Origin of the sequence: Gimesia sp. (genome assembly GCF_048260065.1) — a bacterium.
Lineage (GTDB): Bacteria > Planctomycetota > Planctomycetia > Planctomycetales > Planctomycetaceae > Gimesia.
Genome location: NZ_JBLXHC010000006.1, coordinates 97,399 through 121,281, shown reverse-complemented (window position 1 = coordinate 121,281; position 23,883 = coordinate 97,399). Strand labels below are relative to the sequence as shown.

General features: G+C 50.8%; 16 protein-coding genes. 5 read left to right on the top strand and 11 right to left on the bottom strand.

Annotated features, from left to right (window positions below; all coding sequences use genetic code 11):
* Window positions 1–169 precede the first annotated feature (169 nt).
* Complete coding sequence (locus ACN0YN_RS13175; protein WP_417385481.1) at window positions 170–859, top strand: FadR/GntR family transcriptional regulator; 690 nt, start codon at window positions 170–172, stop codon at window positions 857–859.
* 303 nt (window positions 860–1,162) lie between these two features.
* Here the strand turns inward: ACN0YN_RS13175 and ACN0YN_RS13170 are convergent, their stop codons facing one another.
* Window positions 1,163–2,833 carry a hypothetical protein gene (locus tag ACN0YN_RS13170; RefSeq protein ID WP_417385480.1) on the bottom strand — a complete coding sequence of 557 codons (1,671 nt, stop codon included), beginning with the start codon at window positions 2,831–2,833 and terminating at the stop codon, window positions 1,163–1,165.
* Window positions 2,833–3,378: a sigma-70 family RNA polymerase sigma factor gene (locus ACN0YN_RS13165; protein ID WP_417385479.1), complete on the bottom strand. Its 546-nt coding sequence runs from the start codon at window positions 3,376–3,378 to the stop codon at window positions 2,833–2,835. The genes ACN0YN_RS13170 and ACN0YN_RS13165 overlap by 1 nt, the downstream gene beginning before the upstream one ends.
* Window positions 3,379–3,790: 412 nt before the next feature.
* On the opposite strand from ACN0YN_RS13165, the gene ACN0YN_RS13160 reads away from it, so the two are divergent.
* Both ACN0YN_RS13160 and ACN0YN_RS13155 read left to right on the top strand, forming a co-directional pair.
* Window positions 3,791–4,384, top strand: a complete 594-nt coding sequence (locus tag ACN0YN_RS13160; protein ID WP_417385478.1) for a hypothetical protein — start codon at window positions 3,791–3,793, stop codon at window positions 4,382–4,384.
* A gap of 156 nt (window positions 4,385–4,540) precedes the next feature.
* Window positions 4,541–4,882: a hypothetical protein gene (locus ACN0YN_RS13155; RefSeq protein ID WP_417385477.1), complete on the top strand. Its 342-nt coding sequence runs from the start codon at window positions 4,541–4,543 to the stop codon at window positions 4,880–4,882.
* Window positions 4,883–4,961: 79 nt separating this feature from the next.
* On the opposite strand, the gene ACN0YN_RS13150 is transcribed toward ACN0YN_RS13155, so the two are convergent.
* From ACN0YN_RS13150 to ACN0YN_RS13135, 4 genes are all read right to left on the bottom strand, one after another.
* A complete protein-coding gene (locus ACN0YN_RS13150) occupies window positions 4,962–5,672 on the bottom strand; it encodes a hypothetical protein (RefSeq protein ID WP_417385476.1) in 711 nt (236 codons plus the stop codon).
* Window positions 5,669–9,403, bottom strand: a complete 3,735-nt coding sequence (locus ACN0YN_RS13145) for a hypothetical protein (protein WP_417385475.1) — start codon at window positions 9,401–9,403, stop codon at window positions 5,669–5,671. Before ACN0YN_RS13145 ends, ACN0YN_RS13150 begins: the two co-directional genes overlap by 4 nt.
* 49 nt (window positions 9,404–9,452) lie before the next feature.
* The gene (locus ACN0YN_RS13140; RefSeq protein ID WP_417385474.1) at window positions 9,453–11,867 is read right to left on the bottom strand and encodes a hypothetical protein; all 2,415 of its coding nucleotides are present in this window, start codon (window positions 11,865–11,867) and stop codon (window positions 9,453–9,455) included.
* A 73-nt stretch (window positions 11,868–11,940) separates the two neighbouring features.
* Entirely contained in the window at window positions 11,941–12,402 is a 462-nt protein-coding gene (locus ACN0YN_RS13135; RefSeq protein ID WP_417385473.1) for a hypothetical protein, read from the bottom strand.
* A 424-nt stretch (window positions 12,403–12,826) separates the two neighbouring features.
* Between ACN0YN_RS13135 and murC the strand changes: the two genes are divergently transcribed.
* Together murC and murB are read left to right on the top strand one after the other, a co-directional pair.
* Window positions 12,827–14,287: a UDP-N-acetylmuramate--L-alanine ligase gene (gene murC / locus ACN0YN_RS13130; protein ID WP_417385472.1), complete on the top strand. Its 1,461-nt coding sequence runs from the start codon at window positions 12,827–12,829 to the stop codon at window positions 14,285–14,287.
* Complete coding sequence (gene murB, locus ACN0YN_RS13125; protein WP_417385471.1) at window positions 14,244–15,122, top strand: UDP-N-acetylmuramate dehydrogenase; 879 nt, start codon at window positions 14,244–14,246, stop codon at window positions 15,120–15,122. The genes murC and murB overlap by 44 nt, the downstream gene beginning before the upstream one ends.
* Window positions 15,123–15,184: 62 nt before the next feature.
* Here the strand turns inward: murB and ACN0YN_RS13120 are convergent, their stop codons facing one another.
* The 5 genes from ACN0YN_RS13120 to ACN0YN_RS13100 form a co-directional block, all read right to left on the bottom strand.
* Complete coding sequence (locus ACN0YN_RS13120; protein WP_417385470.1) at window positions 15,185–16,459, bottom strand: PQQ-binding-like beta-propeller repeat protein; 1,275 nt, start codon at window positions 16,457–16,459, stop codon at window positions 15,185–15,187.
* Window positions 16,460–16,505: 46 nt separating this feature from the next.
* Window positions 16,506–17,915: a DUF1501 domain-containing protein gene (locus ACN0YN_RS13115; protein WP_417385469.1), complete on the bottom strand. Its 1,410-nt coding sequence runs from the start codon at window positions 17,913–17,915 to the stop codon at window positions 16,506–16,508.
* 19 nt (window positions 17,916–17,934) lie between these two features.
* Window positions 17,935–21,300 carry a PSD1 and planctomycete cytochrome C domain-containing protein gene (locus ACN0YN_RS13110; protein WP_417385468.1) on the bottom strand — a complete coding sequence of 1,122 codons (3,366 nt, stop codon included), beginning with the start codon at window positions 21,298–21,300 and terminating at the stop codon, window positions 17,935–17,937.
* 197 nt (window positions 21,301–21,497) lie between these two features.
* Window positions 21,498–22,862, bottom strand: a complete 1,365-nt coding sequence (locus tag ACN0YN_RS13105) for a DUF1501 domain-containing protein (RefSeq protein WP_417385467.1) — start codon at window positions 22,860–22,862, stop codon at window positions 21,498–21,500.
* Between the two features lie 106 nt (window positions 22,863–22,968).
* Window positions 22,969–23,739 carry an HpcH/HpaI aldolase family protein gene (locus ACN0YN_RS13100; protein WP_417385466.1) on the bottom strand — a complete coding sequence of 257 codons (771 nt, stop codon included), beginning with the start codon at window positions 23,737–23,739 and terminating at the stop codon, window positions 22,969–22,971.
* Between the last annotated feature and the right edge of the window lie 144 nt (window positions 23,740–23,883).

Here is a 23,883-nt window from a genome sequence, read left to right as displayed (position 1 = left end):
AGTGAGCGTGCTTCTGGATATCAAGTTATTATATGATAATAAAGTTCGCAAGTGTTCTGGTAGAAATATTGAACAATGCGGTTTAATGTTTTATATTGCTGTTTTAGTGGTTGGTTTCCATTTCTGGGAACCAGCAGTAAGTTTTTAAATGTATGACAATAAGTGCAAGATGGCTGAACCACTCCAAAATTCGATGGCGACTGTTCTGGCGGAGAAAATCCGCCGGAGGATCGTAAAAGAGCAGTTACCGGAAGGCCATGTCTTCATGACTGAAGGGCAGTTGGCAGAGGAATATCAGGTTTCCCGGCCTATTGTCCGAGAGGCGGTCAGTCGCCTGCGGGCACTGGGGATCCTGGATGTCAGGCAGCGGAAAGGGCTGGTAGTACAGCGACCTGATTTGATTCAGCTGCTCTCGGACAGTATTCCTTTGCTGGCGGTTTCACAGCAGGAGCAACGCGAACTGGGGATGTTGCGTTATGTTCTCGAAATTGGTGCCATCGAGCTGGCGGTCAAGAATGCGACTGTGGATCAGCTGGATCGGCTCGATCAGATCGTCACTGAGATGGAGCACTATCTAGAGCGGAATGACTGGGAGCAGGAAGTCGAACTCGATCTGGCATTTCATTCACTGGTTTTGGAAATGACCGATTCTGTTTACGTCGCCGGAATGCAGCAGATTCTATCCAAGTATTTTCATAGTGTGGCTGAGACCGGTCATTCCAGTTCAGATCAGAAAGCCCGAATTGTGTGGGAACATTCAGAGCTGGCAGCAGCGATTCGCAATCGCGATCTGGAACATGCGCGTGTGATGATCCGGATGCAGTTTCAGGGGCTGGTTTCAGAAGTTCAGGGGGAATAATAATGGGACTTGAGCAAATGCCCAAGCCCCACCGTTCAGGGACTAGATGAATAAAATACCTGAATACTCAGGTGAATTAAGCCTGCTTACATTCAATGGTCGCCTGCTATAAAGGGATTGTCGGTTGTTTCCAGAAATCTACTTCCAAAAAACGGAGAAAAACAAAATAATCGTGAAATCGCGACATTTGAGGTGAAAACTGTGTAGATGAGGCGTAGATTCACCTTTTGGCACGTCTCAAGGGTACAATCTTCCAGGGGCCGCTCAGAGAAATCGTAAGACTCATTCGATCCCAGCTGAATTTCAGGGAGCCAGTACGGGGGACTGAGTGTTGATTACCGAATCCCAGGTTGTGCCAATGCGGAGTTCGTCGAACAGAAATTCAGCATTGCGGGCAGCGTGAAGTCTGACCTGGTCGTACACGGAGGAGTCCCGGAAGGGATCGGTCGCACAGGTCCAGACGGGGGGCTCGTAACTGGGGATCGTTTCTTCCGGCGCAAAAGCACGCATGAAAACCTGGTCCAGGGCATTTTCACTGGCAACAATCTTGGCAACAAAGAAATAAGTCTTATTGGACTGTAACGGCGGAGCATTCTCGATGACTTGCATCCCAGCCTGCAGGGTCGAGAAATTCTGGGAACTCATGCCTAGTAAAATCCTCGTCTGATGCTTTGCCGGGGCAGACGTCTGCAGAGACAGGTTTCCGTATTGCTTATCTGTGCTGTTTCCAGAATTCTGTTTCTGGATGTAGAAGCTCAGATAGTAGATGGCGTCTTTATTCATGCGGACTGGTTTTTCCAGGCTGCGCCAGGCAGTATTCCCTTTTCTCAATTCGACGAGCCCCAATTGGTCATCAGCGAGTTTCGCGCCGGCCAGTGATTTCAGAGGCTGGCTGTCACCACGGGCAGGATCTCCCCCATTCAACCTGTTCCGCCAGGGGGTTTTCCAGCCAATCCCGGCGTTTCTCCAGTCTGAAAAACTTTCCGGATCACTGATGACTGCAGGATGAAAGCTGTCATAAACTCTGGTTTCTTCGCGAATCGCCTGGAGATTTTTGGGGTTGGTTGGAACTTCTCGTTTAAAATCTTCCGGTTTGAGCTCGATATCCTCAATTTGATTCTCTTTGAGCTGTCTGGCCTGACCTTCTTTGATAATGATGGATTCCGTAAACAGTTCATTGTCCTGGTTGGGATCAACGCGAACAGCGCCTTCGAATACGTGCAGATCGACTTCGCCGTCGGCGTGGATTTTTGCTCCGTATTCCGTTCCGATATCGAGAAACGTCAGTTGTGGAGTGACTAATGCAAATTCGGGCGCTGCTTCATAGCCATGCAGGACAACCTTCCCCGAAGAAACTGTGGCACAGCAGGCGGAATCCATTTTGATTTTAGTCGGGCCTTCAATCACAATGCGAACGCCGGTATCAAAGCGGAATTCAGCGTAGCCTTCTTCCAGGAAGAGGTCCTGTGATAAAAGTCGCTGCCCGGAAAACTTGGGGGGAGTGTCGCCTCCCCAGACACAGTCGGTAGCACGTGTGAGGGTCGCGATATAGGGAAGGTCGACGACCGGTGTTTCTGTTTGAACTACCTGGGGCTGATTCCAGAAGAAATGGCCGGATATCATCCGTTCCAGGAACAGGAATACTATCAGGGAAGCTGCGGCCACCAGCGTGTAATTGATGAAATGGGAACGTCGCGGAGCTGGTGTGCTGGTGGGGGGCGCTGGCTGAGTCGCAAGAGAATCAGGTGTCTGCTGAGTGACAATCTGTTCGAGGGACTTAAGGCGTTCGTTCCAGTCAGATTTGATTCCGGTATTGATGTCGATATATTCAAAATACTGGCGCATCGCCTCGGGGCTGTTCTCCAGAATACTTTGAAAACGATCGAAATCTGTCGACGAAAAATCCCCTTCCGGGCTATCCAGAAGCCGGTTCAGCAGATCATCGAATTCCGGAGGAATTTCCTGTGCCGACATTATGACTGACGCTCACTCTCAAGCTTACGAGATATACAAGCCGCCAGTTCACGTCTAAGAAGTGAGAGGCGGTTATAAAGGGTTTGGATCGTTTTTCCTACCGTCCTGGCGATTTCTTTCACCGACTGATTTTCAAAGACGGCATTTTGGAGTAACTGCTGGTCTGAGGAACTCAAATTCTGCAGGCAGTCCTGCAGAAAATCGAGGCGTATATCGTGGCTGTGTAAATGTTCTTCACGTTCATGAGACATTGTTTCAATGAGTTCCTGATTGAAAAAATGTCGATCTCTTCCAATGCTTCTTCGGTAATTGCAGACTGTGAAAAAAGCGACTCCACAGGCCCATGAGAAAAAATCCCGGTCCTGATCAAATTCATCAAACTTATTCCACAGTGTTAAACAAACATGCTGATAAACATCTTCCGCATCTGAATTATTAGGGACGAGTGTTCGGATATAACCAAAAATCCGTAATCGATCTTTACTCAGTAAAGACGAATACACGCCCCTCGTATCTGGATGTAAAGATGATGTGGAAGTCGACATAAAAGTCGGGAACTCCGTTCGAAGAGACTTTGGCGATTTGCAGTCGTTTAATCATAATGGAATCAACGGGTCATTAAAATTAAATAGATGCAATCTTTGCTTTAGAACGGGAATCATCGCCTTTTTTTATGTCATTATCAATACAAACGATTACTATATTTACAGTGTAACGTTATGTGCTTATTGAAACTTGTTCTCAAACCAGTGACATTTACCATGTAAAATTGCGAAAAAGGGAAATTCCTCAGTCGAATCTGATATTCAGAGCATTTCTTCTGTGAACTGATGTCATTTCCCCTGGTTGAATCGCCGGGATTCAGATGAAACTCTGCTCGGGTTGTGGTACTCTGTCAGTGCAGATTGTGTGGTTTCCCGGATCCCGTCATTGAACAAATTTAAACGAGTGTGAACGATGAAAAAAAAGACCCGAAGTATGTTTGAGATGAGCAGCCTGCTGTTAGCAGGTGTGATGATCATGCTGGCAGGAAATGGTTGCAAGGATCCCAAAGAAATCGCCCGTCAACAGGGTGAAACAATCGAAGAAAAGCCACAAGACAAAGCGCCTCAAGAGCCGGTAGTAGAAAATGCGGCTGCCGACGAACCGGGGGGAAAAGCAGACGACAATAAGAAAAACATTATCCACAAGACCACTGCCGTGGTGGTGGATGCAAAAAAGGCTTTGGAAAATCCGAACATTGAAGTTGTGGATGGCAAAATCAAAGGTGTCGACCCTTTCTCTCAGGCCGGCAGTGCCTATGTCTCCATGGCATCCCGGGTCAGTACTCTGGGAATGCAGCAGGCCATTAAAGCACATAAAGCGCTGAATGACCGGTTCCCCTCATATGATGAATATATGCAGATGATGAAAGAGAATCGTATCGAATTCGCTCAACTTCCGCCTTACAAAATGTATGGCTATGATGCAGAGTCCGGAAATATCCTGGTGCTCCAGGATAATAAGAAAAAAGAAGAGCTCTATAAAAAAGCTGGAATTCCTCTCGACTGATTGGATTCGTTCCTGACTGGCATACAATCTGCTTCTTACCTCTTTGTCCCCTGAATTGAAGAGTGAATGTTGACTCAATTCAACATTCGTTTCAAAACAGTATCAGCGTGTTGCAAAAAATCAACATGTTGAACAAGAACTGAAGAGGTGAGTCTTATGAAATTCCAACAATCTGCAAAAATCGGAAAGTCAACCACACGATTACTGATGCTTGGAATCCTAACAACCGCTTTGAGCATCAGTACTGGTACTCAGCGAGCAGAGGCTGAAAACTGGGCGTTTAACCGCTCCTACTACAGCCATGAACTGCCACCTGAAGTCGCGGCACATTATCCGCGTCCTGAAAGTCGTTCCGCTTATCGAACACCCGAACTGGCTACGACCCCCGGCTTTGCATTACGGGGAGCCCGCCGCTGGAACTACGTGCGTCTGTATAGTGGAAACAGCTACGATACAACGATTTATCGCAGCGACACATTTAACGTAGTCGCTCCCTGATCACTGTCAGATTCGTCTGCTATTCCCAGTAGCAAATGTGATCTCTAAAAAACGTACTTCTCTGGCTTTCCCGAAACGGTCAGGGAGTACGTTTTTTCTTTTCTGCCAGGGCTTCGTAGTATCGGCGCACCTGATCTTCATACTGGGGAAGAAATTTTTCAGTGTAGATGTTCAACAATTGCTGCCGCATCGCAGGGGGGAGATGCCCCCAGGCATCTTTGGCATAATTGTTTTTATCGCTCAGGTTGCCTGAGGTCACTTGCCCTTCATTCTGGCGGTCGGTGGACTGCCGCGCAGGTCCCTGAGAGAGCTGACTGTCATTCCCCTGCTTCTCCGATCCTTCACGGTCCTGACGGTTTTGCTGTTGTTCCTGTTGTTGCTGATTATTCTGGTTTTGCAGACGCATGCTTGTTTTCGGAGCCTGCTCCACCAGGCGAATCAGTTTTTCCAGATCTTGCACCACCTGTTTCTGAGCCCGTTGTACTTCTTCACTGCGATCCTGTTCTCCCATCAGTTGACCCGCTCGTTCCATCTCTTTAATGATGGGTTCAATCGGTAGTGGATTTTTTTGAACCCATTTTTTGAGTTTTTCCACCCGTCTGTTCGGCTGGTTTTTGTCGTCCGATTTGTCCGGTACTGGATTCTCTTTCTCTGTTTTGACTGGTTCTTTTTTCTCTCTGATTTCGTCGGCATTCAACGTCTGTGCAGAAACGGACAATATGATTGTCGTACTGACGGCCAGCAGAGACAGGATGAACCGGGTTGATTTTGAATTTTTTGTCTGCATCATTGAATCTCAAGATTCTGTTCCGGGTCGTCCGGGAGGAGTTGGTTAAAACGTTCCAGGATTTCCTGTGAAAGTTCTGCCAGGTCAGCCTGTTCTATTGCAAGTTGCTTTCTTGATTCCAGCTGCTGTGCAGTTAATTTTTTCTGTGGAGTCAGCGATTCATTGAAGGCAGTCGTCCGATCCAGAAGATCCTGTTGCAGGAGTTTGAGTAATCGAAGTTGTGCAATGAGGGGAATCTGATCGGAGGGCATCAGTTGCTGCTCGCTGTCTCCTGGCTGCTCATCACCCTGTTTTGAATCTCTTTTATCAGTCAGTGCCACAAGCAGTGATTTGAATCTGGATTCCGCATTCTGCTCGGCTGTGAGTGTCTGCTGGTCTGTCAGCTTTTGATCCAGTCGGTCGACAGCCGTTTTCAACTGTTCGATTGCTTTTTCCATGGCGAGTTTGAAAACAGGTGCAGCCGCCAGTTTTTCTGCTACTTTAGCCGCCTGCAACTGCAGATCCAGTTCGGTCTGCTGCAGCAGTTTGAGTGATTTTAACTGTCCTCGAGACCAGCGTCCCCGTGAGAGACGTTCCTGTTCCAGTCGAGTGGTTTCTTCTATCACTGCCTGTTGCCGCTCAATCAGTCCTTTGAGTTCTCCTTCCAGCTTGACTAATTCTTCGAAGGCAAGAGATTCTTCCAGCTCATTGCGACGGGCGGCCAGTTCACGTTGTGCCTGTTCCAGATCATCGAGCATTTCCTTGAGCTGCTCTTGTGCTTCGTCCGTATTTCCCTGTTGTAATGCATCATTGATCTGTGATGATCTTCGGCCACTGCGCTGCATCGAGTCTGCTGCTTTATTGAGACTCAGTCGTTGCAGTTTCATTTCCAGCTGCTGCATCTGCTGTTTCAGTTCCTGTTCCTGCTTCTTCAGCTTCTGCAGTTCTGCCTGCTGTTCCTGACTGTCAGGTCTGTTTTCTGCTTTCTTCAGTTTCTGTAATATTTCTTCCTGTTTCTTTTTGATCAGATTTAATTCCTGCTCACTCTTAATCAGTTGATTTAATACCTCTGCAGTCGAATTGACAGGTTGGTTTTCGAAAATATTTTTCAGTTTCTGCATCGACTCCTGAAGTTGCTTTTGTTCCTGCAATGCCTGTCCTACCTGATTCTGCTTTAATTGATCAGCCGTCTGTTTCATGACTTCAGGAATCGAATTTTTCCGCAGGAAGTCGATTGCATCCTGATTTCGCTGACGTTCGGATTGAGAGATATCCTGGTTCTGGTCATTCAGAGCATCAAGCAGATTCCGGAATCCTTTAAAGTGATCAGCCTGTTCTTCCTGGCGATGAGCGAGCTTTTCCAGATCTGCCTGATCCTGCAGTCTCAGTTTTTCAAATGCTTTGGTGATGGTTTTTCTGGCCAGCTTTTCTGTCTGATTTTGAATGTCTGCCTGCTGTTGGATCTGTTCATCCAGTTCGGAAACCAGATCCCTGGTTTTCTGCCACTGTGACAGAGATTTTAAAACCTGATCCAGTCTTTCGATCACCTGCTGTTGTCCATTTTCGGCGATGGTCAATGATTCCAGTGGTGACGCTTTTGCTCCTGTTTTTTCTCGTTCGTTTTCTTCCGCATCAGCAGACCTGTTTTTTGTGTTTGCTGAAGTCTGATCCGGATCCTGGGGGGAGCGGTGATCCGCTTTGGCCAGCATCTTTTTGCGCGCCTGTGTGATCTGTTCCTGAATCTCCGGGAAGACCTGCTGATTCAACTGGGAAAGTTCCGTGTTGAGTTCTGCGAGCCGCTGCTGCATCGCGGGATCTTCAATGCGATTCCATTTCAGTTCCTGCAGAAGTTCACTGGAACGCTGCTCCAGGCCGGTACGGGGGCTGTGGAGTTGAGAGGCAATCCGCTTCTGATCCATTTCCACCTGTTTGATCGTATCAATCTCTTCAGTACGAGCCTGACCGACGCGTTGCAGTTGATGCTGGACGTCTTTGATTTCCGTGTGCAGCAGTCGCTGGTCCTTCAGGACTCGAGCGAGTTCCTCCAGCAGATTAGCCTGTCGGTTTGCCAGTTCATTGGTTTTAAACTGAGGGCTGACGATCGTTAACACACGCGAAATACTGGTGCCTGTATGGGCGTCTGTTGCGGGCGGTTCTTTCGAAGTGGTTGAGGAGCTGTCCTGGAAGAGATCACGGGCTTCGGCTCGAAAAATTATCCGGTCACCTTCCTGAAGCGCCAGTTCGTCGAGCTTCCAGTTGTCTGTCACAGTCAGATCTTTCAACTGGTTTTCTGAAGACGCCGGGCTGAAGGGCAGGGGAAAGGAAAAGTTCTCGCGGTCAGTGCGCAACGCACGTGAGAGTGATTCCTGACTGGAAGATTTCTGATAGCGGATGAGGACACTTTCAATTCCCAGGTCATCGTGAACGACTACCGTGAGTGGAATTTGAGCAGCGGGCGTCACCTGCAGGTCGGTGTCGGGGACTTCCAGGAAGATTTCCGGTACGTCATCGCTGATCGCGGTGATTTCAAAATGTTCCGGCGCGGGTGGTTTAAAGCCCTGATCATTTTCCGCTTCAAACCAGTAGGAATAGGTTCCCGGTGTATCCACAGTAAATGTGCCGGAAAAATGCTTTCGATCCGGCTGCAGTTTCAGTGATACGGGGGTACCGTTTTTGATTCGCAGATCGACCGTTTTCAACAGTTTGTTGGAACTGGCTTTAAACTCAACACGCGTGCCGACCAGCGCTTTAAAATTACCAATGCCGGCAGGGAGTATTTCTTCGGAGAGTTGCGTGTAAGCAGGTGGTGTGAGTTTGACCTGTTCCAGCCGAATCTTGGTGGGAGGGACGGAAACAATATTGAGCCAGGGCATATGGTTGTCATCACCGCCCACCGCGCGCAGTTTGAGCAGTTTGTTCGAAACGACTAAAGAGCCTGTACCCAGATCATGAGCGGCTCCGGTAGCATCAGGGACCGATACAATTCGCAGGGGGTCCGAATAGATTTTACCCGCAGCCTGTTCTTTCTGACGTGATTGATATTCAAGACGAAGATCCTCCGGAGCTGTTCCATTTCGGTTTTCGACAAAAAACTGAAAGGTCTGCCCTTCGACCACCTGATAAGGATTGTTCGGCCCGGTTTCGATGGGGACCAGATTCTCATCCAGGATCTGCAGTTCCACCCGTTGAGGCCAGTCAGGTGCCGAGAAAGGGAGTATCAGACGATGGAGTCCCAGAATCACTTCCTGCGGATGCAGCAGAGTGAATAAAGCAGTGATCAGACAGAGGAGCGTTGCAGAAAACATGATTTTTCTGAGGGGGTGTGTATCAATCAGTTCCAGAAAATTAATCTGAGAGGCCCGTTGATAGGCGTCTTCGATGACTGCCTGACGCATCTGTTGAGAGCCGGCAAACGGCGTGGTTGACTGATGATCAAATTGAATGCTGCTGGAAAAACTGTCTCGCAGGGTCGGATAGCGACGTTCGATTTTCAGCGCCAGGTCTAAATCGGTCAGAGGAGTTTTTAGCGGGACGATGAGATGTTTCCAGAGTATCCAGATCACACTGGAACCTGCGGCGAGACCCAGTACGAGTCGGCTGGCGGGATCGGAAATATTCAGCATCCAGTCCAGGCTGATGAGGCACGTTGCCAGTCCCAGAAACAGTGTCAGACCCCAGCACAAACCGTTCAGCCAGATGAGCTGACGGATTTTGTGATGCAGTTGTTCCAGTTGTGCTCGAATGGAATTTTGCATGATGCTGGTTTCAAGGGAACTGTGGGACGTAACAAATCAGTACGGTTTATTATACTAAGCGAAAACGTTTTCTTAACAGCCATTCTGCAGAGATCAGTAAAGTAAACAGAATCAGGAATTCCCAGCGATTCCAGAGGGGAATCGGTTCTTCATTTTCCAGCGGAACAGGATGACCTGCCGGTATCGCCTGGGGAAGCTGATCTGCTGCGTAGATCGGGAAATATTTTCCCCGTGATTCCTGAGCTGTTTTTTTCATGTCAGACTGATTCATATCCCGGTTGACCAGTTCGCGTTGTGAAATTTCGACACGAAAATCTACCGCGGGGGGCGTGCCCTGCAGAATGGGTTGTGAGACCCAGGTGTGGTAAGCGCCTTCCGGGATGTTTGAGACGCTGCCTTCAAATATTCCGGGCGATTTTTCCAGAGGCGTTAACTTCACAGGCCGCGAAGCCTCCCCCTGTCGTTCGAGCATGACCGTGACATCTTTGGAATCGGCGGGAATCAGCTGTTCATCGAGAAATTTGACACGAAACTGAACGGTATCTCCCTGCTGATAAGTCTTCCTGTCCAGTGTCAGTTCCACTGCCTGTTCCTGGTTCAAGAGTTTGGATCGGCTCAGGTAGCGAATCGTTTGAACCCAGAAGCGTGAATAGTAAAGGTCGCCTACCAGATCGCGCCATCTCCACAGGTCGTCTGAAGCATTAAAGATGACTTTGCCGGCACCGACCCGTTGAGTTGAGATAATGGGAATTCTCTGACCATTTTTTCCCTTTTGTGTGGGATGCACGGCGAAAACGGAAGCGCCTGGTTTGATCTCATCTGCCGCATAAAACCAGTAAAGCTCAGGCAGGTTATTCCAGATGGCCTGGCTTTCTTCAGCGTTGTCTGCAAACCGAAAAATGGAAGTGCTGAACTGTCCTTCGGTGGTCAACTCGGGTTGAAATCCTTCAATCACCGGTTTGTATTCTGCGGGTTGCCTGTTTTTGGAAATCTCGACAGGCAACAGGGCTTCCAGAGCAGTATTGGCATAAGCGTGAGGAGAAAAACGGGGTCCGGCGACCATGATCAGCCCGCCCCCTTTTTCGCGAACGAACTGGTCAAGATTCTCAAAGACGGCCTGGCTGAAGTAGGCAGGGTCGGCATCACCCAGAATAACGACATCGTATTGATACAGGTCTTCTTTTTTGACGGGGAAATAATCGAGGGCGGTGGAGTCCTCTGAGGAATATTCCAGATCCGATTCCTGCAGAATGCTGCGAAGCTCAATAGTTTTATCCCGTTCCAGTAGATGCTTGAGATAGCGGTATTCGTAACGGGGGACAGAGTCGACCAGCAGAACACGGATTTTCTGATCGAGTACCGTCACCTGTCCCGTCTGCTGATTATTCTTGAGATTGACTTCCCCCTTCACCGGTTCTACCGCGATGACATATTCGAGTAATCCGGGTTTCGTGGGGGTGAAGGTCAGCTCGATTTTCTGATGATCTTTCTGAGTATTGATCGGGAACTGTCGTGACGCCAGCGGGCTGCCTGTGTGTGCTTCCTTGAGACTGACCGTCATGTTACCAGATTGAATACCGAAGAATTTCACTTTAGCAGAGACGGTGACCGGGTCGTTGATGAAGGCGACGTCATCCACCAGCAGATCGTACAGCTGCAGATCTTTAACCGGTTGTTCGCTGCCGACTCCTACCGGAAAGAGGGGGACCAGTTTGGATTTCGCCAAAACCCCTGCCCGTGACAGCAGATCGAGATCACCGGTGCTGGAGATTCCATCACTGAGTACAATGATGGCTGTCGGCGGAGTTCCACGAAAATCGTTGAGCACTTTTTGAACGGCGTGGAATGGACGCGTCTCTTTTCCCACCGGTTCCAGCTGTTTTAAGAGTTCCTGTGTCTGCTGGTAATTCTGGAGGTCGATCAGGCCCTGCTCACCCAGAGGCAGGCATTCGTCGGAAAAATGATATAACCTCAACTTGTGTTTGTTCTGCAGTTCCGTCAAAAAGCGGGCTTCATTTTCGAGGAGCAGATCTTTCACCAGATCCAGGCGGTTTTTTCCCCGACTCTCCTGCAGGAACGGTTTGCTTACACTGGCGGAGGACAGTTCCGCGTAATCATCTTCGAGTCCCATACTGGCGGAATCATCAATCAGTACCGCAACGAAAGGCAGGCCGGTTCGATGAATGGTCAAGGTGAAACGCGTGAGGAACAGAATGACAATCGCAAACAGTGTCAGCCGGATTCCAATCAGAAAGAGACGCTTCTTCAAATTCAGATGAGCGGTATCTTTCAGGTAGGCATAGATCAGCAGAAACACAATCCCGCTGCCCAGGAGGAGCACTAACCAGTCTGGTAACCAGCCAGGCCAGGGAGAATTCCACTGAAAATTCCAGGCAGAACCCTGGCCCGGACCCGCGGCGGGGATCTCGAAGTAGGATTCCAGGAGTTGTTTCAGCTTATCCATGATTGGTGCAAATGTATCGTGAAATGCAAGCAGGTAGTCTGTTGGTTGAAGTGATCGGCAGAGAATCGACTTCTTATATTGTATTCAGATCATCCAGCAATTGCTGTTTTTCATCGCCTTTCAGATCTGATTCTGCGATTTTTTTAGCCTGTTCCACATAAGTAGACACTTCTTCCGGTTTATTGGAGATGGAAGCAGCGCGTGCCAGCGCTTCGTAGGCATAGGCAAGGCAGAATGGACTTAAATGTTTGTCTTGAGAGAGCTTGAGGCAGAGCATAGCATAACTGAACGCATTGCTGGGTTGATTTGTCACAGCATACACGCGCGAGAGCTGCCAGTACGCAATCGAAATATTTTCGTCTGTGTGCCCTTCAAATTGCAGCCAGTGCCAATAGGAAGCGTGACAGGCGGAGATCATCTCCAGGTTTTCCGTTGCAGCACGGTCCTGTTTTTCCAGATACTCCCATGTCTTGTTGAAGCTGTCAGCCGCAAAGAATCGATGGGCGGCCTGTATATCAAAATCGGATGTCGACATGCTGATGATCCTGGCAAAAGAATTCTATCGAATCGAGTTAAGAGGTGGATGCCTGAAAACTGCTCTTCAGACAGATTCCATTTCGAGGCATAATGCATTGTATCGCAGCCGGAGAAGAATTATAAGAACTTACGAAAATTGACAGGATATTGATGAATACAGACTGTTCAGGATAAAAACCTGCTCCAGTCTTCCTGTTTTATCAATTTTCACCAGCCGACCGGCTTGATGCAACAGGATCTTGCTATTCGATAATGTTTATCCAGTCGAAACAAAAGTCATAACCAATGGATTCAGAACGCGCTGATTCCCGATAGTTAGAGACGTAGGATTTCGGACCGATCCAGCCGAGACCTGCCACTTGTCTGGGAAGACCCCCTGCGAGATAGATCATCGGGAACTTCAGATAAACATTAAGGCGATTATGATCCTGTCAAAAGCGAATACTCATCAGCAAAGTCAGTCAACAGACGGGCTACGTCTGGAATCATCTGCCTTGCCGGCTTCGGCTCACCTGGTAGGCATTTGCGGTTCTGGAATGAAAGCCCTGGCAGAATACCTGGCAAGTGCCGGTTGTCGAGTCACAGGATCGGATTTAAGCCCCTCTCTGGCCACCGAGCCTGCGCTGCGTGCGGGTGGTTATCGCGTGCATCAGGGGCACGACATGCGTTTTGTTCCTGAGGGAACGAGTGTACTGGTTTATAGTCCTGCCATTGGTCTGGCGAATCCGGAACGACGATTTGCACAACGGATGGGAATTCCCCAGTTTTCGTATGCACAGATGCTGGGGCATCTGATGCGATCGAAGCAGGGGGTCTGTATTGCCGGGACACATGGGAAAAGCACAACCACAGCTCTGACCGCATATATCCTGCAGAACGCCGGTGTCGCACCGTCAGCGGTGATTGGAGCCGAACTTTGCAACCAGAATCTGAATGGCTGGGCAGGTGAAGGGTCTCTGTTTGTCGCTGAGAGTTGTGAATATCAGCGTAGTTTTCTGAACTTATTCCCCTTTTATGCCGCGATTACCAACATCGAACCAGACCATTTTGATTATTTTAAAAATCAGGATGATATGACAACTGCGTATGCCGAGTTCGTCGCGCGGATTCCCAGGGGGGGAACATTGGTATTGCCCTCAACCTGCATGGGATTACAGAAGCTCCGAGAAGCCTGTAAAGGAAAGATCTCAACCTTCTCACTGGAACGAGGGGCGGACTGGTGGGCCACCGATATAAAATCGACGGCGTTCGGATTACGGTTCAGGCTGTTCCACCATGGCGAATACTTTTCCGAGATTTCGCTGCAGAAAACGGGAAAACATAACGTTTCCAACGCGATGGTCGCGGCCATTCTCTGTCATGCCGCCGGGATCGATGCCGAGCAGATCCGGGATGGAATTTACGAATTCCCCGGGATTCGCCGTCGTTATGAGCGGATGGGATCCTATAAAGGCATGACCCTGTTTGATGATTATGCACATCATCCGACAGCGATTCAGGCCACATTAAAGATGTTGAGGCAGGAATATCCGGATCGTCGGATCTGGTGTCTGTATGAACCGCATCAGGTTTCACGTACACAGGCTTTGATGGATTATTATGCCAGTAGTTTCAAGCTGGCAGACCGTGTTTTGATTGCACCCGTGTATGCAGCCCGCGAAAAGCTGGCTGAAGAGCCTGTTGAAACCTCAAAAGAGCTGGTTCGACGAATTCTTCTGCATAATGATTGGGTCAGTTTCAGCAGTTCCCTTGACCAGATGCTCTCAACTTTAGAGACTGAGGCTCAATCTGGTGATATTATCATTACTATGGGAGCGGGCGAAATAAATCGGATCCATCATGAGTTCAATCGAAGACTTCAAAGAAATTCTCAAACTATCTGAGCCACTGGCCAAGTATTCCTATTTCAAAATAGGGGGGCCAGCCCAGTTCTTTCTGGAACCACGCAACGCAGATGAACTGCAGGCTGTGATTAAATGCTGTGTTGAGAATGAAATTCCGGTACGCGTCTTTGGCGGTGCCTCCAATATCCTGATCAAAGATTCCGGCGTGCAGGGTGCCGTCATCCGCATTCATGCCGGCGATTTCTCCAAAATCAGCATCGATGGCACAACGGTCACGGCTGGCGCGGGGGCATTGCTCTCCAATCTGGTTTCAGAAACGGTTAAAGCAGGCCTGGCAGGTCTCGAATCCCTGGTTGGTATTCCAGGAACCGTGGGCGGTGCATTGCACGGCAACGCCGGTGGTCATACTGGTGATACCGGACAGTGTGTGACTTCCGTCACAGTTCTGACCGCACGCGGAGAAAAGTTTGTACGCACTGCAGACGAACTGAGCTTCAGCTATCGTGAGAGCAGTATCAATGAACTGGCAATTATCGAAGCCGTGTTCGAACTAACTGCAGACGATTCCGAAGAAACCACGAGCCGGATGAAAAAGAACTGGATCATGAAAAAGGCGAATCAGCCTTTAACTCACCAGTCGGCCGGCTGCATCTTCAAAAATCCGCGTGGCATGCACGCGGGGGCATTGATTGAACAGGCTGGTCTCAAGGGGACACGCATCGGCGGTGCCGAAATCAGTGATCGGCATGCGAACTTCATCATCAACGATGAGAACGCGACCACCGAAAACGTACTCGATCTGATCAATCTGGCTCAGAATACCGTCTCTGAAAAGTTTGGCGTCGAACTCGAACTGGAAATCGAACTCTGGTAAATCCAGAGTTCGACCAACCTGCTGAAACCGGTTCTGTTGCCTTCATGACAGGCTTCAGCCTCTCATTTTCCGATGCAGTAGAGATGTTGAAACGTTCGGATGAAGATCTGCCCGTCTGAGAACGCAGGCGTAGAGTTACTGCGTTCCTTCAGCGGGTTCTCAGCGACTTTTTCCAGCCCGGCCGTGCTTGGTTGAAAGACGTGCGTCGTTCCATTCTGATCGGTGACATACAGATGTTTGTCTGCGAGGACCATCGATCCCCAGCAGGCGGCTCCGCCGGATCGCTCCTGCCACACGATTTCCCCGGTTTCCGGGTTCAGGCATTGAAACAGATTCGGACCGGCGTTGGCCATAAAGAGATGACCGTTCGTAAAGATGCCGGTTGAGATGCGTTGGGGATTCGGTTCTTTCTGCCACAGTCGTTCTGCATCTGTGATATCGCCACTCCCCTGCATGCGGAAGCCGATCGCCGGACCGTTGAAGCCTCCCATGGCGACACAGATCTCATCTGCCAGTACGGGGGAGGTATAAGCGAGGTCCCCTTTTTTGCCTTGCAGACCTCTGCAACTCCAGATGATTTTACCGGTGGCCGGGTCGTAGGCATTCACGCGTAACGCCATGCTGCAGATGATCAGCGTTTGCCCATTTATGTTTGCGATCACGGGTGTGCTCCAGGAACCCATGTATTTCCGGTCGTCATTATACTGACCATCGCCGGCAACCGGTTCGTCCGTTTCCCAGAGAGTTTTTCCGCTTTCCAGGTCGAGGGCGGTCATGAAAACCCGTTTGCCTGGTCCACAGTGCAGAAAAATCTTGCCTGCATGCAGTACCGGTGAAGCACCGTAGCCCCAGATGTGCTCAAATTCACCCAGTTTGCGATTCCAGAGTTCTTTGCCTGTAAAGTCATAACAGAATAACCCGGCTGAGGAATGCCAGACAACAACCCGTTTCCCATCGGCGGCGGGTGTTGAACCGCAATAACTGTTCGTCTTATGAGTCGGCATGACTTTGTCATAGTTGACACTCTGAACCCAGAGTTGCTTTCCACTGGTTCTGTCGAAACAGTACAGACTCCGTTTGCGACCTTCGTTTTCCGCACAGGTGACAAAGACTTTGCCATTCGAAACGATGGGACTGCTGTTACCGGGAGCAGGCAGCGGCGCTTTCCAGAGAATATTTTCTTTGGAGTCCCATTTGAGCGGGACATTGGTTTCCTGGGAGATGCCATTTCCCAGAGGTCCTCTGAAAGCGGGCCAGTCTTCCGCGTGCAGCTGCCCGGCGGAGAGGGGCACAAAAAACGAGATCACACAACAGAGAGCTTGCCAGCGTTTGACCATGTGAGCGCCTCATTAAAAAATGCAACCAGATGAGAGTACTGCCCGCTTAAGCGATGACGTCATGGATGACATGCCCGTGCACGTCAGTCAGACGCATGTCGCGTCCACCAAAACGGAACGTGGATTTCGTGTGTTCCAGCCCCAGCAGATGCAGCATGGTGGCATGCATGTCATGAATCTCGACACGATTTTCGACTACTTTGTAGCCCCAGTCGTCGGTGGCACCATAGATCGTGCCCCCCTTAATGCCGCCCCCAGCCATCCACATGGTAAACCCGAAGGGATTGTGATCCCGCCCGTTCGTACCTTGTGCAAAGGGGGTTCTGCCGAACTCGCCTCCCCAGATCACCAGGGTCGAATCCAGCAGACCGCGCTGTTTCAGGTCTTTCAGCAGTCCGGCGATCGGTTGATCGACGGCGCGGGCATTATTTTCATGGTCCCGCTTCAGGTTACTGTGCTGATCCCAGCGGTCCCCTTTGACGTTCGGACAGGTCAGCTCCACAAAGCGGACTCCCCGTTCGACCAGTCTTCGCGCCAGCAGGCATTCCGCTGCGTAGGTGCGGGTGGGCTCATACTCAGAATTGAAACCATACAGCTCCAACGTGGATTTGCTTTCACTGGTGAAAGTCATCAGATCCGGGATGGCCATCTGCATTTTATACGCGAGTTCGTAATTCGAAATGGCAGAATCAATTTCATCGTGGACGCCGGTTTCCCGCTGTTTGAGCAGATCCAACTGCTTCATCAGTTTGAGTTTTTGAATCTGGGTCTGACTCGATTTTTCCTGCCGTTCCACATTGGCGATTCCGCTGCCTCCCGGTTTGAAGACGGAACCCTGGAAGCTGGCGGGGAGAAAACCGCTGTTAAAGCAGTCGAGTCCGCCGGGAGGAATCAGTCCCCCGTTGATGACTACAAAGCCGGGTAGATCCTGACACTCACTTCCCAAACCATAATTCACCCAGGCCCCCATGCTGGGACGTCCCTGCAGGCCACTGCCGGTGTGCAGGAAATAATTGGCAAAAGTATGTTCCGGAAATTGAGAGACGACAGAGCGAATCACGGCCATGTCATCAATACAGGAGCCGATCTGAGGGAAGAGATCGCTGACGGGGATGCCGCTCTCGCCGTACGGTTGGAACTTCCAGGGACTTTCCAGCACTTTGCCGACGTTGTCAAACTGGGTGGCTTCGACTTTAAAAAAATCGCCGGGACTTTTCCCGTTAAATTTCGACAGCATCGGTTTGGGATCGAAGGTATCGACCTGGGAAGGGCCGCCATCCATGTACAGGAAGATCACATTTTTGGCTTTGGGGGGGAAGTGTGTTTTGCCCGTTGATTCGCTGGCGAAGCCACGATCCTGCAGCAGGGCAGTCAGTGCGGCTGCGCCGAACCCGTTCGCACATTGGGTGAGCATCTCTCTTCGCGTAAACTGATGTCGGAAATTTCCACAGTGCATGCTGTCGGCTTTCTGAAACCTAAAACAGGTAGATAAACTCTTTAAGATTGAAGATCACATGTCCCAGTTCAGACCAGATACGGGCCTGCTCTGAATCGGAAGGGTTTGATTTCGTCTGTTGTTCGATAAACTCTCGCGCTGTCTGCAATTCTTCAGGCGCAGGAAGTCGGCCCAGTGCGGATTCATACATCCAGCGAATGCGGTCTTCCGTTGTCTGTAATTCCGATTCCGACAGCACGCGTTTGCCCCACAGTTCCGCCTGCTGCAGGACAAACGGATCGTTCATCATGATCAATGCCTGTGCGGGGACGTTGGAAACATTGCGACGGCCCATGGTGCTGAACGGACTGGGAGTGTCGTAGGCCAGCATCATCGGTGACAGGAAATTGCGACGGACCTGAATATAAATGGATCGTCGGCCTGCACCATCCAGGGGGCCGTTAACAGGAGGCTTGCCGCGGCCATCCATGAATTTCGTCAGATGCACGGGAATGGAGGGGCCATACAGGGTCTCGTCCAGTCGACCCGAAATCTGCAGCAATGCATCGCGGATGGCTTCCCCTTCCAGACGTTTCAAAGGCATTTTGTGAAGCAGCACATTATCGGGATCAATTTCCGCGACATCCTGTATGGTGCTGCTCGACTGCTGGTAGGTCTGCGTCAGCACCAGATATTTGATCATCTTCTTGAGAGAGCGCCCCTCTTCAAGAAACTTCAAAGCCAGGAAATCGAGGAGTTCGGGATGCGAAGGACGTTCTCCGAGTACGCCGAAATTATCGACACTGGGAACAATGCCACGCCCGAACAGATGCGCCCAGATGCGATTCACGATCACGCGATGTGTGAGTGGATTTTCAGGAGCATTGATTGCGGCAGCCAGTTCCAGGCGACCGCTGCCAGCTTTGATTCCGGGTGAAGCCCCTCCCAGCGCTTCCAGAAAGCGGCGTTCCACTACGGGGCCGGTATTCTGATGGCTGCCTCGAATCAGGACGTGATCGTTTTCGGCACTCCCATCCATAATGGCCATCGCGGTCTGGGATGCGGTCTGAATCGATTTTTTCAACGTATCCCGCTGCTGCTGCCAGTCTTCGATTCCCGCTTTGAGGTCCTGCCTGGCGGGACTCTGTGGTTCAGAGAACAGATCGGGATGTTGCAGCACCCAGTTGACCAGGGCCACTGACTGAGATGTCGGATCAGGTTTACCGGAAACAAATTCGTCAAACGCGGTTTCCAATGCAAGCGGCACTTTGGGGCCCGTCAGGCTGACGGTTGTCAGGTCAGGTTCCGGATGAGGCGCCCCATGTCTGACCTGATACACTTCCAGGGGAGACTGATCGATGGGCGTGAATTCGAGATGGACGCGATGTCCTTTGTAGCGGGAAAGATCGTGAGTGACCCAGACCGGCTTACCGTCGGGACTGGCTTGCACTTTTTTGAGTGTGGAGCCATGCAAAGGTCCAAACAGCAGTCGGTGGGAATCGACGCAGGCATAAACCCAGCAGTCTCCTTTTACTCGATAGTTGACTGCTCCCTGGACTTCGAATGTCGGAGTGCGGAGGGTTCTGCCGGCACGGGGGTAGGACCGCAGTCTGTTTTTCTGGTTCAGTTGTGGTGACTTCGTATCCACCAGATCGTTCCAGAGCGGATCACGCCGGGCAGCGCATTCGGTTTGTGCAAGTAGAACGGGAAGCGTATCGGACGATTCAAGCACCAGCGTTCCTCGTGAGCGCGGTGCCATGCCAAAGATAAATCCATCTGTAATGAATTCTTCCGGGGCTGACTGTGCATAATCGATGATGATGCGTTCATCCGGTTTGTCAGATTGTTTTTTTGCAAACGGTGAAGGGGGTAAGAGTGTGGATTCCTTGTCTGAATCCAGCATAAAACGGAGTGACATCAGCTGGCTCTGATCCGGGTTTGATTTGAGAAAGCGCACCCAGTTCTTCAGAATTTGAGGCGAGAGTTTTCCCTGATTTGCTTTCTGCTGCAGATCTGTTTGCAGGGCAGCTGTGTCTTCTGCTGGATATTTTTCTGCCAGCGCTTTGGCTTCCCAGTAGTATTTCGAGAAGTTTTGAATGCCTTCACTGAAAGCCGGTTTGATTTTTGCTTTGAGAATTTCCTGCTGCCGTTGATCGAGTTGTTCAAGCTGTTTCGCGATTTTCTGATTCTGTGTTTTCGATTCAAATCGGACCTGGTGGTAATTGCTGCTCTGCAGATAACCATACAGGGCGTAGTAATCCTTTGTGGAAATTGCATCGAATTTATGATCATGACAGCGAGCGCAGGAGACGGTCATGCCCAGAAACGATTTGGTCATGACGTCAATCGCGTTGTCGAAACGGTCGGTTTCATCTTTGCGGATATCGACGGGTGAGTGCACCCATTCGCCGAGGTACCAGAATGCAGTCGCCAGCACGGATTCATCAAACTGGGATTCGGGATTGAGGCGTGGTTGCGGCAGGAGATCGCCGGCAATGTGTTCTGTAACAAACTGGTCGTAAGGCAGATCGGCATTCAGGGCGCGAATTACATAGTCACGATACTGGTAGGCATTGGGGGCATCGTTGTCGAACTCGTGGCCTCGGGATTCTGCATAACGCATCAGATCGAGCCAGTGCCGTGCCCAGCGTTCGCCAAACCGGGGAGAGGCCAGTAACTGATCGACTACTTTTTCTGTTGCATCAGGAGACGAATCATTCAGGTAATGCTGAATCTGCTCTGGTGTGGGAGGCAGTCCTGTCAGGTCGAAACAGAGACGGCGGAGAATCGTACGCCTGTCTGCAGGAGAACTCGGATGCAGCTGTTTTTCTTCCAGCTTTGCCAGGATGAACTGGTCCACAGGATGCGTTGCCCCGTGTTTCTGCGGGACGGTGGGCGGTTTCACCTGCTTCAGAGGTTGCCAGGCCCAGTGTTCCTGCTTGCGTTTTGGCAGATCAAACTCTTGAGTGGCATCGGACGCAGCAGGTATTTTTTCGTCAGGCCAGGGAAGCCCCATTTCCACCCAGCGGGAGAGTGCTGCGATCTGCTCGGGCTTCAGTCGTGTATCGGGAGGCATCTCATACGATTCGTAGCGGACCGCCTGCATCAGCAGACTGTCGTGTGGTTTGTTCAGTTCCGCAGCCGGTCCTGAGTCGCCGCCTTTCAGCAGCAGCGCGCGGGCATCCAGTCTCAATCCCCCTTCCAGGCGTTTCGCCTGACCGCTGTGGCATGAGTAGCAATGTTCGGCGAGCAGGGGGCGAATTGATTTTTCGAAGAATTCGAGTTGCTCGTTTGTAAAACGGGGGGCAGCATCTGCTGTTTGATCTGTCTTTTCGGCAGAGTTCGTAAAGCGACTCAAACCGATGAGGACTAAGACCAGAGATGTGATGCGAATAAACTGCTTCATGCGCCGGTTTCTTTTACGGTGTTTGGGTAATGATCTGGCTGAAGCCTGTTGAGACACTGTGGTATACGCTGTGCCTCACTTCAATGGAGGGAGTATTCTCTAAAGATTACCAGCAGTAATTCTAACCCGATCGCAGACAGCGATTCAAGTTTTAATCGGCTGTACACCTCAAGAGGAGAGAATTGATTGAGAATGTATCAGATCAACTCGGGTAACGGTCGGGCGTGCCCTTCGACCAGATACTGCGGACGCCCGCTGAAATCGTCGACTGTGGTATGTTCCGTTTCGATCCCCAGGTTGTGATAGAGGGTGGCAAACAGTTCGGGGAATGTGACCGGGCGGTCGACGGCTTCGCCTCCCAGTCTGTCCGTCGCACCGATAACCTGACCGGTTTTCATGCCACCACCAAACAGAATGGCTGAATTGACGCGCGGCCAGTGATCGCGGCCTACCTGGGCACTGATTTTGGGGGTTCTGCCGAATTCCCCCCAGATCGCGACCGTGCAGTCATCAGACAGCCCGCGCTGATGCAGGTCTTCCAGCAGCGCGCTCACACACTGGTCGAAGACAGGGAAGTCTTCAGCTTCCCGTTTGAAGATGGAATTGTTCTTGCCGCCATGCCAGTCCCATTTGCTGTAATTGAGGGTTACTACGCGGGCACCTGCTTCAATCAGGCGACGGGCGACAAGCATGCTCTGCGGGACGCGGGGGGCGCCGTTACTGTCAATGAATTTGGTGGGATCGCCGGTTCCATAACGGGCGACGGTCTGGGGGTCTTCTTTCGACAGGTCCAGCGCTTCAGCCAGTTGGGATGAAGTGAGGACCCCCATGGCCTGCTCAGTGAATGTGTCCAGACCGGTCATCATTCCCGAGGCATCTGCTTCCCGTTTGAAGTTATCAATTCCCTGCAGCAGTTGTTTACGATCGGCCAGTCGTTCCAGCGAGACGCCGTTCAAGACCATGTCATGTCGGGTCGGTCCCATCGGCCGGAAAGGAGATTGGGACAATCCCAGAAATCCGGGGCCCGGTTCATTGTACGGCCCGTGAGTGCAGGGGTAACAGAGGCTGATGAAGGGGGGCGCCGATTCGACATAGGGGCCCTGCAGTTTCGCGACAGTCGAGCCAAATTGAGGCCAGCCCCCCTGGGGCGTCGGTTTGCGGGGATCATGGCCGTTGAAGCACTGGATGGCGTCGTGGCCGCTTTGTGAACCGACAATCGAACGGACGAGGACCATTTTGTCCATCGATTGTGCCAGTCGCGGGAATGCTTCGCAGATTTCAATCCCGGGAACATTCGTGGCAATCGGTCGCCAGGGACCGGCGATTTCTTTTGGCGCTTCCGGTTTGAGATCGATCATATCCTGGTGGGGAGGCCCACCGACCAGGTAGATCATAATGACGGACTTCTGTCGCTTCTGAGAAGGATTCCCGGCTTCGGCCTGTAACAGTCGCGGCAGTGTCAGCCCGGAAAGTCCCAGGCTGCCGATCTGCAGAAAACTGCGTCGCGTTAACCGATCGCAGAAAGATCCCTTACCGTGATCCGGTCCCAAGAGTGTCAACATGCTGTACTCGCTCCCGCACTAACCTGATATCGTTTTGAGCTGGTTTGGGAACGATTGTATCAATTTGTGTTTATGTGTTCCAGAGGAGTTGGCTCTGTTCTCGGAATTATTTCCGGGCCCGTTCCCGCAGTTCAGGCAGGACAGATTTGATACCATTGGCACCCAGTGAAGCGATGGAGCCGATATTCACGAAGCGATAACCTTCATCGATGGCCTGGCGACAGCGATCCAGATCGCCGAAAGTGATGCCCGCTGGCTTGTTGGCTTTCGCGACCCGTTTGGGGAAATCAGCCAGTAATTTCTGCAGTTCGGGATGCTGGATCTGTCCGATGATGCCCAGTGATGCTGACAGGTCCATCGGGCCGGCAAAGACGACATCGATGCCGTCTACCGCGGCAATCTCTTCGATGTTTTCGATGCCTTCCGGTGACTCGATCTGGGCAACAATCGCGGTTTCCTGGTTGGCGTAAGGCAGGTAATCATCGAAGGTGTAATCCAGGAACATCACCCAGTCAGGAGATACGCCACGCGTCCCTTCGGGAGGATATTTGGCATATTGAACGGCCAGTTTTGCTTCTTCCGCATTATTGATTTGCGGAACCATGATCGTGTTGGCACCGATATCCAGGGCTTTTTTGAAGTACATCGGGTCCAGTCCCGGTACGCGAATCATGGGCATGCAACCCTGTCTGCGGGCAATCAACGGGAGATTTTTGACTTCGTTGATGCCGTACGGGCGATGTTCGAGGTCAATCCACAAAAAATCAATTCCCGTGTCGACGGAAAGCTTCGCCAGAATTTCCGAAGCATCTGGCATCCCCACTCCTAAAGCAACATCACCTTGAGCAGTCAGTGTTTTAATTTTATTCTCGAACATCAGAGGATCCAAAACAAGAGATGAGATTGAACGGGTATCAGACGCCGGGGCGAACGCAAAATATCATAAGCGTAAAAACATCAACGGCATACCCTGAGGGAGTATGCCGTTGACGAATTCTTCTGATTTGTTTCAAACTTCGTA